This window comes from Klebsiella sp. BDA134-6, assembly GCF_015601345.1.
GTDB lineage: Bacteria > Pseudomonadota > Gammaproteobacteria > Enterobacterales > Enterobacteriaceae > Klebsiella > Klebsiella grimontii.
In genome coordinates this window covers 3,160,620-3,175,351 of sequence record NZ_CP064784.1, presented here as the reverse complement: position 1 = coordinate 3,175,351, position 14,732 = coordinate 3,160,620, and the positions used below count along the sequence as shown (strand labels likewise).

Here is a 14,732-nt window from a genome sequence, read left to right as displayed (position 1 = left end):
GACAGCGCGTAAGGGAGCATGAAGAGAGCGGTGTTGAAAAGAAAGACGGCAGACTTGACGTCGTGTTAAGCCTGGCCGACCTCTGATGTTTCTTACTTCAGCATCAACTCATACCGGACGAACCGGAAAATTTTAGGATGTTTGGCCGTGAGGACAGACGCGTTTGCAAGAGCGGCTATCGCTTAGCATCGAGGTACAGCATGGTCTGACGCCCGACCATGAATATGGCTCATGTTGTAATGAAATTAACTCGCTTTTACTCATCTAATGACTCTGGCATAACATGCTGTATTCGATATAGATAATATGAAGATAAAGACTGCTTATGGAAGCATGCGGTAGCCTGCAACCATCAGAAAGGACAGCGGTTTTTTATCTCAGGACTTAGGATGCACATCTGCGATGAATCAACAATTTACATATACTATTAAACGCACTCTCTTTGATGAAAACTATAACCCCTCTGAAAATACGCGTATTACAACCAACTTTGCTAATTTAGCCAGAGGGGAAAATCGCCGGGAGAATCTGCGCAATACGTTAGCCATGATAAACAACCGTTTCAACAACCTGGCACATTGGGATAACCCCAAAGGCGATCGCTACGCGGTTGAGCTGGAAATTATTTCAGCCGAAATGAAGTTCAACGCCACTGGCGATACTTTTCCGGTAATTGAAATATTGCAAACCAGCATTATTGACAAAAAAACGGATAAACGCATTGACGGTATTGTCGGCAACAATTTCTCCTCGTACGTTCGTGATTACGACTTTAGCGTAGTGCTGTTGGAACATAATAAAGGGCGCGCAGGTTTTAGCATTCCCGAGGGGTTTGGCGATTTACACGGCAATATATTTAAACATTTCGTCAATTCAGCGCAGTACAAGGCCAATTTCAAAAAAACACCGGTCATCTGCCTTAGCGTCTCCAGCAAAGACATCTATCACCAGACCGGAAATCAACACCCGGTGCTGGGCCTCGAATACCGGCCTGCCGCCTCATCGTTGACTGAGCAATATTTTGGCAAAATGGGCCTACAGGTTCGTTATTTTATGCCGAAAAACAGCGTCGCGCCTCTGGCATTTTATTTTTCGGGGGATTTGCTGAGCGATTATACGAGTCTTGAGCTGATTAGCACCATTAGCACGATGGAGACGTTCCAGAAAATATACCGCCCTGAGATCTACAATGCGAACTCTGCCGCAGGGCTCTGCTACCAGCCCGATCTGCATCATCAGGACCATTCACTCACAAAAATTGTTTACGATCGTGAAGAGCGCAGCCACTTGGCTGTAGAGCAGGGGAAGTTTACCGAAGAGCACTTTATTAAACCGAACAAAAATATTCTGCAGCAATGGTCTGCTCATTACGCTCTTTAAGACATCGCATATATAAGGCTATCGATAATGACAAAATTATTACCCACTTCAACAGCCGGCAGCTTACCGAAACCCTCCTGGCTTGCTGAGCCGGAGAAACTGTGGTCTGCCTGGAAATTACACGATCAGGAATTAATCGACGGCAAAAAAGATGCGCTGAGTTTGTCCTTATTCGACCAACTGCGCGCCGGTATCGATATCGTCAGCGATGGCGAGCAAACGCGTCAGCATTTTGTCACCACGTTTATTGAGCATCTCAGCGGCGTTGATTTTGAAAAACGCGAAGTTGTTAAAATCCGCAATCGCTACGACGCGAGCGTACCAACCGTGGTAGGGGCCGTTGAGCGACAAAAACCGGTATTCGTTGAAGATGCGCGTTTTTTGCGTCAGTTGACCAAACAACCGATTAAATGGGCGCTGCCTGGGCCCATGACCATGATTGATACGCTTTATGACGCTCATTACAAAAGCCGCGAAAAACTGGCCTGGGAATTTGCGAAGATACTTAACCAGGAAGCCAAAGAGCTGGAGGCCGCCGGCGTCGACATTATTCAGTTTGATGAGCCAGCCTTTAATGTGTTTTTTGATGAGGTCAATGATTGGGGCATCGCGGCGCTAGAAAGGGCGATTGAAGGGCTTAAATGCGAAACCGCGGTCCATATCTGCTATGGATACGGCATCAAGGCCAATACCGACTGGAAAAAGACGTTGGGAACGGAGTGGCGCCAATATGAAGAAGCGTTCCCTAAGCTACAAACATCCAACATCGATATTATCTCACTGGAGTGCCATAACTCACGGGTGCCTATGGATCTGCTTGAGCTGATTCGCGGTAAAAAAGTCATGGTTGGAGCCATAGATGTGGCAACCAATACAATTGAAACGCCGGAGGAGGTCGCCGCGACTTTGCGTAAAGCGCTGCAGTTTGTGGATGCAGACAAGCTCTATCCTTCAACCAACTGCGGCATGGCGCCATTATCGCGTCGGGTTGCGACAGGTAAGCTGCAGGCGTTAAGCGCCGGGGCGGAGATTATCCGCAGGGAGCTCCAGGGAAAATAGCCTCTGGCACAGGGCCGAAAAGCATCGCCGTTGCTGGCAGATGTCCAGCGAATGCTACAGCGGCAGCGGCGCTGCTTCTGGCTCTGGTTTAATGTCTCACGGAGTAGTTCTCTGCAGGGAAATACCCATACACAGCGTCGGTAGTTACTTAAAATATTTATCCAGTGGATCGTAATGGCGGTATTTTCTAAAGAAAAACAGCCAGTAGATAAAGCCCAGAATAGCGCCCAGCCCGGCAAACTGCAGATAAAGCATTTTACGCCGGACAAGCAGGTCGACAAATGAATACGCGCCTTTCCACATATCAATAATGCCACCGTTTATCACCAGATCTGTAAACAGCGCAATCGCCGGCAGGGCAACGGCGTACGCGGCCATAAGGTATAAAAGGGCCGCAATCCTCATTTTGGTATTGATATGCATGTGCCGTTCCTTGTCCGTGTTTTTTAAAGCATAACATAGCTCATCAAGAACCAGCCTGCGATCGGCATTAGCCGATGCGGACACGATCGTTGGCTCCGAAAGGACCATTTGGGTATGAAATCCAGATGGTCCTTACTGCCTGCTGCTAGTGACTATGAGCTCTGAGAAAGACGGTTAATACATCCTGTCGCCTCGTGTTTTCATTCAAACCCGCTATCAGCAAATAAAGATAACCCAACCATATGCCCTGGCAGCGTGAAAAATCCGCTGCTTGTCGCATGCATAAGATCTATCGAACAATACTTTGTATTTAAGGTGAAGATTAATTTCACATCATGAAGGCTGAGTTTTCGGCGCAAATATCGAATAAATGTGAAAATCAAATGGACATCAGATTACAAATCATTACATTTGATTTCATAACATTTCAGAAAACGGAGTTTTTGATGTTGTGTATGTCATTTCCCAGGTATGGGATTCTGCTGGCCAGCCTCACTGCAACAGCCCTCCCGGCAGCGCCCCTGAGTCCTGCGGACCAGAGTGCCATTGAGCAACAACAAAAGGCATTGCTGGAACAGACGCAACAGCAGCGTGACATGCTCCGTCATTCCACATCCGCGCCCTCTCTCCCGGAAGCAACCCCTTCAGAGCCGACCGGTCAGTGTTTTCAGCTCCGGCATATCCGGCTGGAGAACGTCACAGTGCTTCCGCGCTCTGCCGTACGAAAACTGACGACCGTCCCGGCACCGGGTTGTATGACGCTCCCGGATATCCGGGAGCGGGTGCGGGATGTCACCCAGGACTATCTTTCCCGGGGATTCATCACTTCACGCGCCTGGCTACCGGAACAGGATATTTCCGGAGGAACGCTGGTCATTGCCGTCACAGAAGGGAAGGTGGAAGCCGTCACGCTGGAGGGGCATAAGGAAAATGCCATCAGTATGGCTTTTCCCCGGGCGGAGGGCCGGATACTCAATCTCCGGGATACTGAACAGGGTCTGGAGCAGATGAACCGTCTGAATTCCAGGTCGATTACCGTGGATATTCTGCCCGGGAGCCGGGAAGGTTTTTCCCGGGTAACGCTGGTACCGGTCAGCCAGCGTTTTCCCGTCAGTCTTGATGTGGGCGCAGATAACAGCGGGCAGAAAAGTACTGGCAGCGGACAGCTGAATGCCCGCCTGACGGCAGACAATGTGATGAGACTGGCTGACCAGTGGACGCTGGCCGCAGGCAGGGACAGTGAGTTTCACCATGACAGACGCAGCCGTAATATTCAGGCCGTCGTTTCGGTTCCTTACGGGTACTGGCTGTTCAGCGCGCAATATGCGTGGTCCGATTTTTATCAGACACTTGCTGTTGGTGAGGCCCCGCAGCGCTGGCGCTATGAAGGCACCGTGCAGTCACAGCGGCTGGCTGCCAGCCGGACACTACTGCGTGACGGTAAGCAACGTCTGGCGCTGGATGTCGCCTTATCCCGCCGGGTAACCGAAAACCGGCTGGGCGGCGTACGTCTTGACGTCAGCAGCCCGACGCTCAGCAGCGTGACTGCCGGACTGAGCTACAGCCGGAGTATCGGTGGTGGTTACCTCACGCTGGGCCCGTCCCTTTCTCACGGCGTCCCGTTCGCCGGCGCGACACGGGATGACCCGGCGCATCCCGGCCTGCCCCGCAGCGAATTCCGGCGCTTCAGTGCAAGCGCAAGCTGGTTTTACCCCATGACATCCTCTGTGTACTGGCTGACCTCAGCCTGGGGGCAAACCACACCTGACAGACTCTACGCCAGTGAACAACTGTCTGTCGGAGGACAGTATTCGGTCAGGGGGTTTAAAGAGCAGTATCTCAGCGGCAACCGCGGCGGCTACTGGCGCAATGAACTGACATGGCAATGGATGACGGTGCCGGGCGTGGGGGCATTCTCAGCAACGGGTGCACTGGATACCGGGCATGTCATGCGCCAGGAAGGGATAACCGACGGCGGTACGCTGACCGGGGCTTCCGTCGGACTGGAGCTGGCTGGTCGTAGGCTTAGCCAGTCTCTGACCTTGGGTTTGCCGTTGTCGTATCCCGACAGACTCACTCCGGATAAACACGTGGTTTACTGGCAGGCCACCGTTTCACTTTAACTGCCGGCACACAGCTGGGGCCATGATGGCCCCGTCATACAGGATGTTCTGATATGGATAAACTCGCTCATCCGCTGGCCCGTGGAGCCAGCTGGCTGCTGATATACCTGACCGCCGTTCAGCCTCTGCATCCCGCCATTGCGGCGGGTATCACTGCTGCGAATGGCAATACTCAGGTCGTGATGAAACCCGGTAATGTCCCGGTGGTGAACATCGCCACGCCAAACGCGGCCGGTATTTCGCACAACACCTACCAGGGTTTTAACGTGGGAACGCCGGGCGCGGTGCTGAATAACGCCACGCAGGGTGGGAAAACACAGCTCGGCGTCACTATCGACAACGGCAATGCCAGACTCAAGGGTAAACCGGCCGAACTGATTATTAACGAGGTGACCAGCGGCAACCGTTCTGAACTGAAAGGCAGGCTGGAAGTCTTCGGCAATAAAGCCGGCGTAATGATTGCCAACCCGAATGGCATCACCTGTGACGGATGTGGTTTCATCAATACCCCGTCAGTCACTCTGACGACGGGCAAACCGCAGTTTGATAAACAAGGGGCGCTTGATGCCCTTGAAGTCAAAAAAGGGGCGGTGATTATCGGCGGTAACGGCCTGGATGGGGCCGGCGCTGAATATGTTGATGTCATCAGCCGGGCCACTGAACTGAACGGCAAAATTAACGCGAAAACCCTCACCCTGACTCAGGGAGCGAACCGGGTCAGCTTTAAGGACGGCACGGTAAAACCCATTGCTGGTGAGGGTGCAAAGCCTCAGCTTGCTGTCGATACAAAGGCGCTTGGCGGCATGTATGCCGGTAAAATCCGCCTGGTCGCCACCGAAGCCGGGGTCGGCGTCAACCTGGGCAATGTGACATCCACTCAGCGGGACATTTCCCTGACGACGGCCGGAAAAATCACCCTCAGTAACGTTAAGGCGCAGACTGACCTGAACGTCAGCGGGCGGGATATCGTCACGCCAGCCGGGTCCAGCGTGCGCGCTGAACGTGATATGACGCTGGCGGCGACCACAGTGGACAACCGGAGCAGCACCACTGCTCACGGGGATATGCGGGTATTTGCGTCAACGGTGCGCAATACGGGTAACGGTGCGTCATTACACAGCCATAAAAATCTGTGGGTACAGAAGGATGCCCAGGGTAACAAAGCCACACTTGTGGAGAATCGGTCGGCTCGCATTCAGACCAATACGGGCGACCTGATAATACGTTCAGAAACGCTAAATAACATTCGTGATGTACTGACTTACGAATGGAAAGATATCAGTCCCAATTCAACAGCATTTGTTAATCTTCCACAATACCGTACTATCAGTGCTATCAGGCATGCTTCAGGAAACATTACCCTGGCTGATGTGATTTACTGGGATGCGACGTTAGGCGGCAAATGGTTTGGTACTGCTAATTTTAACCAGTCGAACCTGGTCAATACCGCCAGAAAAGAATATCGGCGAACCGCTACATCGTCCGCAGCCTCCATTCAGGCTGGCAGAAATGCTTATCTCAATACCACTCATCTGACTAATAACGAAAGTCTTATAAAAGCAAATCAAGATCTGATTCTCACTGGAAAAACGTTTAATCATATCAGTGGAATCACCGGTACCAGGGATACCTGGTCCTCCTATAATACGGCGTATCGTCCATCTAATACTGCGTCACCTGCGGTTCCTGAAAGTCAGTTAACTATTGCCGGGAAACAAAATAGAACTTATACGTTCCAGAAAACAGGCGAGATCAATAGCTGGAAAAATCCTACGATCTCTCCAGCAATACTTTCTGCCGGTGGTAATCTGGTGGCTGATTTTTCTGAACGTATTGAGAGTAAAGAGCCCTACGTCACGAACGTTCAGTATTCGGAAGTGATGGCCCGGCCTGACACGATGACAGCCAGAAATATCCTGCTGCGCGCCGGAAGCATTGTTACCACCGATGTGATGAAGGCCTCAGGGGATATTACCTTACAGTCAGAGCGTGGCACAAAAATGGCGCTGGCGCTGATGACGGCCGGAAAGGATATCTCGGTTCTGGCGGGCGTAAGTGTTGAGTCCTGGCAGAGTGAGCTCAAAGGACAGAACATTACCCTGGTCAGTCGCGGCGGAGATGTCACCTCTCATACCAGCGAGTGGCCCAACTTTTTCCATTCTGACGGGCTACGCTGGCTGGGAAGCCTGGAGGCTTCACGTGATTTATCAGTCACGGCAGGTGGCAATATTCTGCTCAGGAACACGCGTTTTCCTGTTCTGAGCCAGAATATTTCTCTGGTTGCCAATGGGGACATCACGTTTGATAAAAATGACGCCATGCTGTGGCACGGGCGACCTGGCACAGTCCTGACCTACGCCCGCAAGCAGGAGCTGTTTAACCGGATGTTACCGGGAGAGCCGCTGCGTGCTTCGGGTGATATCACCCTGAGCGGCCGGCGTCTGTCTCTGTATGGTGCAGGGCTCGACGCCGGTGGGAATATCAGCCTCTCATCGGCTGCCAATACTGACCTGAACATGCGGAGCCTGAGTGACCTCTACAGTGAGTTTTTTCCGGACAGCCGGATACCCGAATTACGCAGCAATGTGAAAGCAGGAGGAAACCTGCTCATCAGCTCAGCGGCAGATATCGGCGTGCAGGGCGCTCATATTGTCGCCGGGAAAACCGCGACGCTGCAGGCAGGGAAACTTCTCTGGCTGGGCGCATACGGATATGGCGTAACGGACAGCAGTAATGATAATAACAGGGATGAACTCAACGTACTGACCCGTCTGCACGGTGCGAAAAGCCTGACACTGGCGGCAAACGGCGGTATCCAGGCTGACGGCAGTACGCTGACCTCAGACGGTAACATCACGCTGACCTCCGGCGGGAATATGCAGTTTCAGTCCGCCCGGGGGACGGTATACCGTGAGTCCGGGAACAGCTGGACGGAAAACGTCAGCCAGACAGGCGTCACGCTGAATTCAGGTGGAGCACTGACGGTTATCTCGGGTGGCAGCATTCTTTTTCAGGCATCGCGTTTACTGGCAAAAGGGGCGATGGATGTTGCAGCAAAAGGTGGCTGGCTCTATGCCCAGGCGATGGAAGAGTCCAGTCATTACGAACGTCAAACCACGAAGAGAAAGTGGTGGGGTAAGAAAACGACCGTCAAACAAACGAAACACACCACCACCAACCGGGTGACGGAGTTTATTGCGGGAGGCAATCTCAGCCTGCTGAGCCGCGATGACAGTACCTATGAAGCCAGTAAAATCGAGGCAAAAAAGAACGCCACGCTGACCAGTACCAGTGGAAAAGTCAGTTTCCTGGCCGTGAAAAACACCACTTTCGAGCAGACTGTCAGCACCTCGAAAGGCTTCTATATCAAGCAGGCAAATAAAGGCTACAGTGAAGGAAAATGGGTGCTTCCGTCTGTTTATGCTGGCGGAAAACTGACGGTTAACGCGGCCAGCGGTATCAGTGCCGATATCAAAGCGAAAAATGGTCAGGCTTTGCAGGGAGCGATTACTGCTTTGGGCGCGCTACCCGGAACAGAGTGGCTGAAGGGACTGAATACCCGCAGCGATGTTCAGTGGAATACAGTTAAGGATGCTTACGACAGCTGGAATTATAAAAGTCAGAGCCTGAATCCGGCAGTGGCGGCAGTAATCGCTATCGCAGCAGCTGCGGCCACCGCAGGCAGTTCACTGGCGGCGACAGTTGCATCTTCAGTAACTTCCACCGTGGGTGGTGGCGCAGTAACGACCGGCGCGGTTACAGCCGGGATGTCTTCGCTGGCTGCACAGGCCGCCGTGGCACTGGTGGAAAATCAGGGAAATCTGTCAAAAACGCTGTCGGCGCTGGGAAGCAGCAGTTCGGTCAAATCGCTGGCCACCTCAATGGTTATCGGGGGCGCGCTGGCGGGCTTTGATAAGGTCATGAATATTGATGTTCCGCCCGACAAGGCCCAGTTACCGGCGCTGGTCAAAAACGAGGGATGGGGAAAAATCGTCCAGCGCGTGGCCGGCCAGTCGGTTATCAGCTCAAGCCTGAACACCGCCATCAATGGAGGCAGTTTTAAGGATAACCTGACTAATGCCCTGCTGGCGAATATTGGCAACCAGATTAACGCCGAAGGGGCCGGGCTGATTGGCGATAACGGCGAGGTTCTGGGTATACCGGGCAAGTCGCTGAGTCATGCGGTGGTTGCCGGTATCAGCGCTGAAATTGGTCGTGGTGACGGGAAAGGGGCCGCTGCCGGAGCGCTGGCTGCGGAGCTGGCAGCAATTACCCTCGGTGAAATATTCGTTGAACCCGCTACGCGGAATAATCAGATTCAGTCTGCCGGTAGGATTATTGGAGCAATCACAGGGGCTGCTGTAACAAACTCATCCGGCGGCGCCAATAGTGGGGCTAATGCCGCAGAAAGCGTCCTGCGATATAATTTTTTGATGCATGATGAGCCAGCCAGGATGGCAAAAAAACTGGCTGACTGTAGGGGAAATAATGGTTGTGAAATCGATGTGCGCAAGGAAATGGCACAATTATCAGCCCAAAATGAGAATAAATTTGACGGCTGTAGGGAAGCCGGTAATGCGATTTGTATTGATGATATGCTTAACGGAATATCAAGTGCTTCAGGTTATGACATGCTGGGGCGTCAAATAGGGTTTGATATATCCCGTGAGTATGAACTTATGGGGCAGAATGCTTATAAGAAATTTGATACATGCGGTTGGGAGTCTGGTGCGGGATGCGGGCTGAAATTATGGGCTAGTGAATCTCTCCCTGATGCTTTGATTTTAGGATTAGGGTATGGTGCTGGTAAGTTACTTAAACCAGTTGTTAGTAATTATATATCTGAAGTTACTGCTTTGTCCCGCAAAGGGGGAACACAAAAGCTTATAGATGCAGCAAATAAGCCAATAAACGGACAGGGTTTATCAGCGGCAGCCAGAGCATGGGAAAAGCACGCAGGTCGGCCTGGGGGGACTTTTGAGCCATTAAAGGGTAACGTACAGCAAAAAAATACTGCTGCAGAGGGCTTTATCAGAGATGTTCTTAATGATAAAAGTGTTGTACGAAAAAGCCTATCCGGCGGCGCAGTGGAGTATCGGTTACCGAATGGAAAAGGTATTAGATTTAATTCTGACGGGTCATTTAACACTGTGTTAGATCCAAAGGTGTAATCATGAATAAGAAAAAATTAGAGATATTTTTCTCCAGTCCTATCGAATATGAAGAGCTCACTCTTGAAATACAGTTAGACCGTGAGCGTATTGTTGAAATCAATCAGGATCATGGTCTTGACAATCTTGAAGTTGAGCTTTTTGGATCAGACAAGAAGTATGGTTTTGTAGCGAAGATGCCGCTTGATGATCTTATAAATATTCTGATCGAAGCAAGAGATACGCTGAAGAAAACTAAGTAATAGTGCGTTTAGTTGTTTGAGTATCTGCTCGATTTTTTGCTCTCTGAGTCGCATGAGTGAGGCTACGTCCTTGCTCATGCATACTATCTTTTTCTGCCACCCAGCACGCTTTTCCTGTACTGCAACGGGCTAAGATCAAACTGCTGGCGAAAGTGATGGCGTAGGGTGCTGGCGTTTGAGAAACCGCAAAGCTCGGCAATCTGTTCAACGCTCAGCCGGCTGTGGGTTAAATGCTGCGTGGCGCGCTGAAGGCGCTCGTCAAGCAGCCAGCGGGCAGGGGTTTTGCCGGTGGCGTCTTCGAAACGGCGCAAAAAAGTCCTGGGGCCCATGCCGGCTCTTGCCGCCAGCGATGCCACGGTGTGGCTTGCGGCGAGATTCTGATGCAGAAAATCAAATAATTGCCCCAGCCGCTGGCTCTCTCGCGCTTTAGCCACCGGGCGAACAATCTGCTGCGCCTGCCCGCCGTCGCGATGGGGGGAAACCACCAGACGTCGGGCGACAAGATTCGCCGCGTCGACGCCAAAGTCCTCGCGCACCAGATGCAAACATAAATCGATACCCGCAGCACTGCCGGCGGAGGTCATGACGCCTTCGGCGCCGACGTACAGCACGTCATCGACCACCTCAATCTGCGGAAACCTCGCCCGCAGCTGGTCGGTATAGCGCCAGTGGGTGGTCGCCTGGCGGCCGTTCAGCAGCCCGGCGGCGGCCAGAACGAAAACCCCGGAGCAGATAGAAATGATCCGGCAGCCTCGCGCATGGGCGGCGACCAGCGCTTCGCATAGCCGCGGCGGCACAGGGGAGTCGATACCGCGCCAGCCCGGCACCACGATGGTGTCCGCTTCGCCTAACAGCGCCATGCCGCCGTCGGTCATCAGCCGAATCCCGCCGGTCGCCCGCAGCTCGCCTTCGTCGACGGCGGCCACGGCAAAACGATACCAGCGTTCGCCCATCTCAGGGCGCGGCAGGCCAAAGATCTCGACGGCGACGCCAAATTCAAAAGTACACAGGCCATCGTAGGCCAAGGCAACGACCCGATGTTGTGACAACGTCACGGGTGGAATTGTCATGATTTCAGCGTTTTCAGTCATGGTTCTCGGCAGATGTCGCGCAGGCGGTTAATTAAAGTAGTGGTATCACAGACAAGGAGAAGATGCCATGAGTGTTGTAACCGCTATTGCCCCCGCCAGTTCTACCGACGCTGCCGCCTGGTTTCGTCATAAGCTAAGCCTCGAGACCGACTGCGCCGATGTCTACAGCGCGATGCGCGGAGGAGAAGCGGATTTTGTTCTGCTACACGTCGTCGGCAGTGAGGAAACCTTTGCCCGTCGCCACCTCCCGGGCGCCCTGCATTTACCGCACCGGCAGATTGATGAAGCCAGAATGGCGCAATGGCCTCAGGAGACGCTGTTTGTGGTCTACTGCGCCGGGCCGCACTGCAACGGGGCGGACGTCGCCGCCATGAAGCTGGCGCTACTGGGGCGTCCGGTCAAAATGATGCTCGGCGGTTTGACCGGCTGGGAAGATGAAGGCTTGCCCTTCGCAAAATGAATTTATTTCATGTGCCATGAAATATTGTCGTTTGCCGATGAATCCTCCGCATGCCAGTATCTGGACATATAGACATCCAGAAGTCTAAAAATTCAAATAATGAACTATCACGGTGGGCAACTACCTTGCCCACCGCTAAGGAGACACCATGCAACGTCAGCAGGCCCCGTTCCGCGCAGATATCGTCGGCAGTTTTTTACGTCCGGACGCCATCAAACAGGCCCGCCAGCAGCTGGCCGCAGGCGCTATTGACGCACAGCAGCTGCGGCAGATAGAAAATGAGGCGATTCGCGATCTGGTGCAGCAGCAGTGCGAGTGCGGGCTGCACGTGGTGACCGACGGCGAGTTTCGCCGCGCGTGGTGGCACTTTGATTTCTTTGACGGTTTACAGGGCGTTGAGCGCTACGATTCTGAAAAAGGTATCCAGTTCAACGGGGTACAGACCAAAGCGCACGGGGTTCGCGTCACCGGTAAACTGGCCTTCGGCGATCACCCGATGCTGGAAGATTTTCGCTATCTGAAGAGCGTCAGCGGCAGCGCGCAACCGAAAATGACCATTCCCAGCCCGAGCGTGCTGCACTTCCGCGGCGGGCGCAAAGATATTGACGCGACGGTATATCCGGACCTCGCCGACTATTTCGATGACCTGGCGACCACCTGGCGCGACGCCATTCGCGCCTTCTACGATGAGGGCTGCCGCTATTTACAGCTCGATGACACCGTCTGGGCCTACCTGTGCTCCGATGAGCAGCGTCAGCAGGTTCGCGATCGCGGCGAAGACCCGGATGAACTGGCGCGCATCTATGCCCGCGTTCTGAATAAGGCCCTGGAAGGGAAGCCGGAGGATCTGACCGTTGGCCTGCACGTGTGTCGCGGTAACTTCCGCTCGACCTGGATCTCCGAGGGCGGCTACGAGCCGGTTGCGGAAGTGCTGTTCGGCGGCGTTAACATCGACGCGTTTTTCCTCGAATATGATAACGACCGCTCCGGCGACTTCGCGCCGCTGCGCTATATTCGTCCCGGCCATCAGCAGGTGGTGCTGGGGCTGATCACCACTAAAAACGGCGAGCTGGAAAACCCGGAAGGGGTGAAGGCTCGACTGCAGGAGGCGGCGCAGTACGTCCCGCTGGCGCAGATCTGCCTCAGCCCGCAGTGTGGCTTTGCCTCCACCGAAGAGGGGAATTCCCTGACGGAAGCCCAGCAGTGGGACAAAGTCCGCCTGGTTACCGGCATCGCCGCACAGGTCTGGTAATCTCTTCATAGCGCAGCGTTGCACTATTTTAAGGCAACGCGGCGCCCCCTCTTTTATTTCCCCCATATTCCGCCGCGCTTTCAGGGTATTTCGCAACCTGGCATTGTTTTTGCCTTATCACTTCCGGTTAGTCGTTAATTCATTTTTGTCTTTGCGCTATTCAGGAGTGACACACATGCAGCGTCGTACATTATTAAAAGCTTTTGCTCTCTCCGCCTCTGTTATCAGCATGGGCTTCTCCCTGCAGGTTTATGCCGCCGACACCATTAAAGTCGGCATTATGCACTCGCTTTCCGGGACGATGGCGATTTCTGAAACCCCGCTGAAAGATGTCGCCCTGATGGCTATCGACGACATCAACGCCAAAGGCGGCGTACTGGGTAAAAAACTGGAACCGGTTGTGGTGGACCCGGCGTCAAACTGGCCGCTGTTCGCCGAAAAAGCGCGGCAGCTGCTGACCCAGGATAAGGTGGCGGCGGTGTTCGGCTGCTGGACCTCCGTATCGCGTAAATCGGTTCTGCCGGTATTCGAAGAGCTGAATGGTTTGCTCTTCTACCCGGTACAGTATGAAGGCGAAGAGATGTCGCCGAACGTGTTCTACACCGGCGCGGCGCCAAACCAGCAGGCGATTCCGGCGGTAGAATACCTGCTGAGCGAAGACGGCGGCGGGGCGAAACGCTTTTTCCTGCTGGGTACCGACTACGTCTATCCGCGCACCACCAACAAAATTCTCCGCGCTTTCCTGCACGCCAAAGGGATTCAGGATAAAGATATCGAAGAGGTCTATACCCCGTTCGGCTATAGCGACTATCAGACTATCGTTGCCAACATCAAGAAATTCTCCGCCGGCGGCAAAACGGCAGTGGTTTCTACCATCAACGGCGATTCCAACGTCCCGTTCTATAAAGAGCTGGCCAACCAGGGCCTGAAAGCGACAGACGTGCCGGTTGTGGCCTTCTCCGTAGGCGAGGAGGAGCTACGCGGCATTGATACCAAACCGCTGGTGGGCAACCTCGCGGCGTGGAACTACTTCGAATCCGTTGATAACCCAACCAACAAACAATTTGTCGCGGATTATCGTGCCTATGCCAAAGCCCATAAGCTGCCGAACGCCGATACCGTCGTAACCAATGATCCGATGGAAGCGACCTGGGTTGGCCTGCACATGTGGGCGCAGGCGGTGACCAAAGCGGGCACCACCGACGTGGACAAAGTGCGCGATGCGATGGCCGGGCAAACCTTCAAGGCGCCGTCAGGCTTTACCCTGACCATGGATGCCACCAACCACCATCTGCATAAACCGGTGATGATCGGCGAAATCGAAAGCAACGGCCAGTTTAACGTGGTCTGGCAGACCGAAGAACCGGTACGCGCCCAGCCGTGGAGCCCGTGGATTGCCGGTAATGACAAAAAGCCTGATCACCCGGTGAAAACCGCCAGCAACTAAGCGCCAGACCCCGGCGCTGCGCCGGGGTGATTGACTCAGTCCTCCGGGCCCAAAGCCCGGATTTCCCCGAAAAGGAGAACGACC

General features: G+C 53.6%; 10 protein-coding genes. 8 read left to right on the top strand and 2 right to left on the bottom strand.

From position 1 onward, the window contains the following. Positions 1-402: 402 nt before the first annotated feature. Both IYV58_RS14630 and IYV58_RS14625 read left to right on the top strand, forming a co-directional pair. On the top strand, positions 403-1,380 hold the full coding sequence (locus IYV58_RS14630; protein WP_004119798.1) for a DUF1852 domain-containing protein: 978 nt from the start codon (positions 403-405) through the stop codon (positions 1,378-1,380). Positions 1,381-1,407: 27 nt separating this feature from the next. Beyond that, a complete protein-coding gene (locus tag IYV58_RS14625; RefSeq protein ID WP_004119800.1) occupies positions 1,408-2,439 on the top strand; it encodes a methionine synthase in 1,032 nt (343 codons plus the stop codon). Between the two features lie 144 nt (positions 2,440-2,583). On the opposite strand, the gene IYV58_RS14620 is transcribed toward IYV58_RS14625, so the two are convergent. Next, positions 2,584-2,862, bottom strand: coding sequence for a hypothetical protein (locus tag IYV58_RS14620; protein WP_004119801.1), 279 nt, complete (start codon positions 2,860-2,862; stop codon positions 2,584-2,586). Positions 2,863-3,308: 446 nt separating this feature from the next. Between IYV58_RS14620 and IYV58_RS14615 the strand changes: the two genes are divergently transcribed. From IYV58_RS14615 to IYV58_RS14605, 3 genes are read left to right on the top strand one after another with little or no spacing between them, the layout of a single operon-like run. Further along, on the top strand, positions 3,309-4,985 hold the full coding sequence (locus IYV58_RS14615) for a ShlB/FhaC/HecB family hemolysin secretion/activation protein (protein WP_172880000.1): 1,677 nt from the start codon (positions 3,309-3,311) through the stop codon (positions 4,983-4,985). Positions 4,986-5,038: 53 nt separating this feature from the next. Then, the gene (locus IYV58_RS14610; RefSeq protein WP_004119803.1) at positions 5,039-10,156 is read left to right on the top strand and encodes a DUF637 domain-containing protein; all 5,118 of its coding nucleotides are present in this window, start codon (positions 5,039-5,041) and stop codon (positions 10,154-10,156) included. Positions 10,157-10,158: 2 nt separating this feature from the next. Further along, entirely contained in the window at positions 10,159-10,398 is a 240-nt protein-coding gene (locus IYV58_RS14605; protein ID WP_004119804.1) for a hypothetical protein, read from the top strand. Between the two features lie 83 nt (positions 10,399-10,481). On the opposite strand, the gene ftrA is transcribed toward IYV58_RS14605, so the two are convergent. Beyond that, a complete protein-coding gene (gene ftrA, locus IYV58_RS14600) occupies positions 10,482-11,489 on the bottom strand; it encodes a transcriptional regulator FtrA (RefSeq protein ID WP_004119805.1) in 1,008 nt (335 codons plus the stop codon). 67 nt (positions 11,490-11,556) lie between these two features. On the opposite strand from ftrA, the gene IYV58_RS14595 reads away from it, so the two are divergent. From IYV58_RS14595 to urtA, 3 genes are all read left to right on the top strand, one after another. Continuing rightward, positions 11,557-11,949, top strand: a complete 393-nt coding sequence (locus tag IYV58_RS14595) for a rhodanese-like domain-containing protein (RefSeq protein ID WP_004119806.1) — start codon at positions 11,557-11,559, stop codon at positions 11,947-11,949. 148 nt (positions 11,950-12,097) lie between these two features. After that, the gene (locus IYV58_RS14590) at positions 12,098-13,201 is read left to right on the top strand and encodes a cobalamin-independent methionine synthase II family protein (protein WP_004119816.1); all 1,104 of its coding nucleotides are present in this window, start codon (positions 12,098-12,100) and stop codon (positions 13,199-13,201) included. Between the two features lie 175 nt (positions 13,202-13,376). Continuing rightward, on the top strand, positions 13,377-14,648 hold the full coding sequence (urtA, locus tag IYV58_RS14585; RefSeq protein ID WP_189089129.1) for an urea ABC transporter substrate-binding protein: 1,272 nt from the start codon (positions 13,377-13,379) through the stop codon (positions 14,646-14,648). Positions 14,649-14,732: the final 84 nt, after the last annotated feature.

What these genes read in the sequence shown, in the direction of transcription:
- IYV58_RS14630 (WP_004119798.1), top strand. Translation starts at nt 403, where the DNA reads ATGAATCAACAATTTACATATACTATTAAACGCACTCTCTTTGATGAA.
- IYV58_RS14625 (WP_004119800.1), top strand. Translation starts at nt 1,408, where the DNA reads ATGACAAAATTATTACCCACTTCAACAGCCGGCAGCTTACCGAAACCC.
- IYV58_RS14620 (WP_004119801.1), bottom strand. Translation starts at nt 2,862, where the DNA reads ATGCATATCAATACCAAAATGAGGATTGCGGCCCTTTTATACCTTATG.
- IYV58_RS14615 (WP_172880000.1), top strand. Translation starts at nt 3,309, where the DNA reads ATGTTGTGTATGTCATTTCCCAGGTATGGGATTCTGCTGGCCAGCCTC.
- IYV58_RS14610 (WP_004119803.1), top strand. Translation starts at nt 5,039, where the DNA reads ATGGATAAACTCGCTCATCCGCTGGCCCGTGGAGCCAGCTGGCTGCTG.
- IYV58_RS14605 (WP_004119804.1), top strand. Translation starts at nt 10,159, where the DNA reads ATGAATAAGAAAAAATTAGAGATATTTTTCTCCAGTCCTATCGAATAT.
- ftrA (WP_004119805.1), bottom strand. Translation starts at nt 11,489, where the DNA reads ATGACTGAAAACGCTGAAATCATGACAATTCCACCCGTGACGTTGTCA.
- IYV58_RS14595 (WP_004119806.1), top strand. Translation starts at nt 11,557, where the DNA reads ATGAGTGTTGTAACCGCTATTGCCCCCGCCAGTTCTACCGACGCTGCC.
- IYV58_RS14590 (WP_004119816.1), top strand. Translation starts at nt 12,098, where the DNA reads ATGCAACGTCAGCAGGCCCCGTTCCGCGCAGATATCGTCGGCAGTTTT.
- urtA (WP_189089129.1), top strand. Translation starts at nt 13,377, where the DNA reads ATGCAGCGTCGTACATTATTAAAAGCTTTTGCTCTCTCCGCCTCTGTT.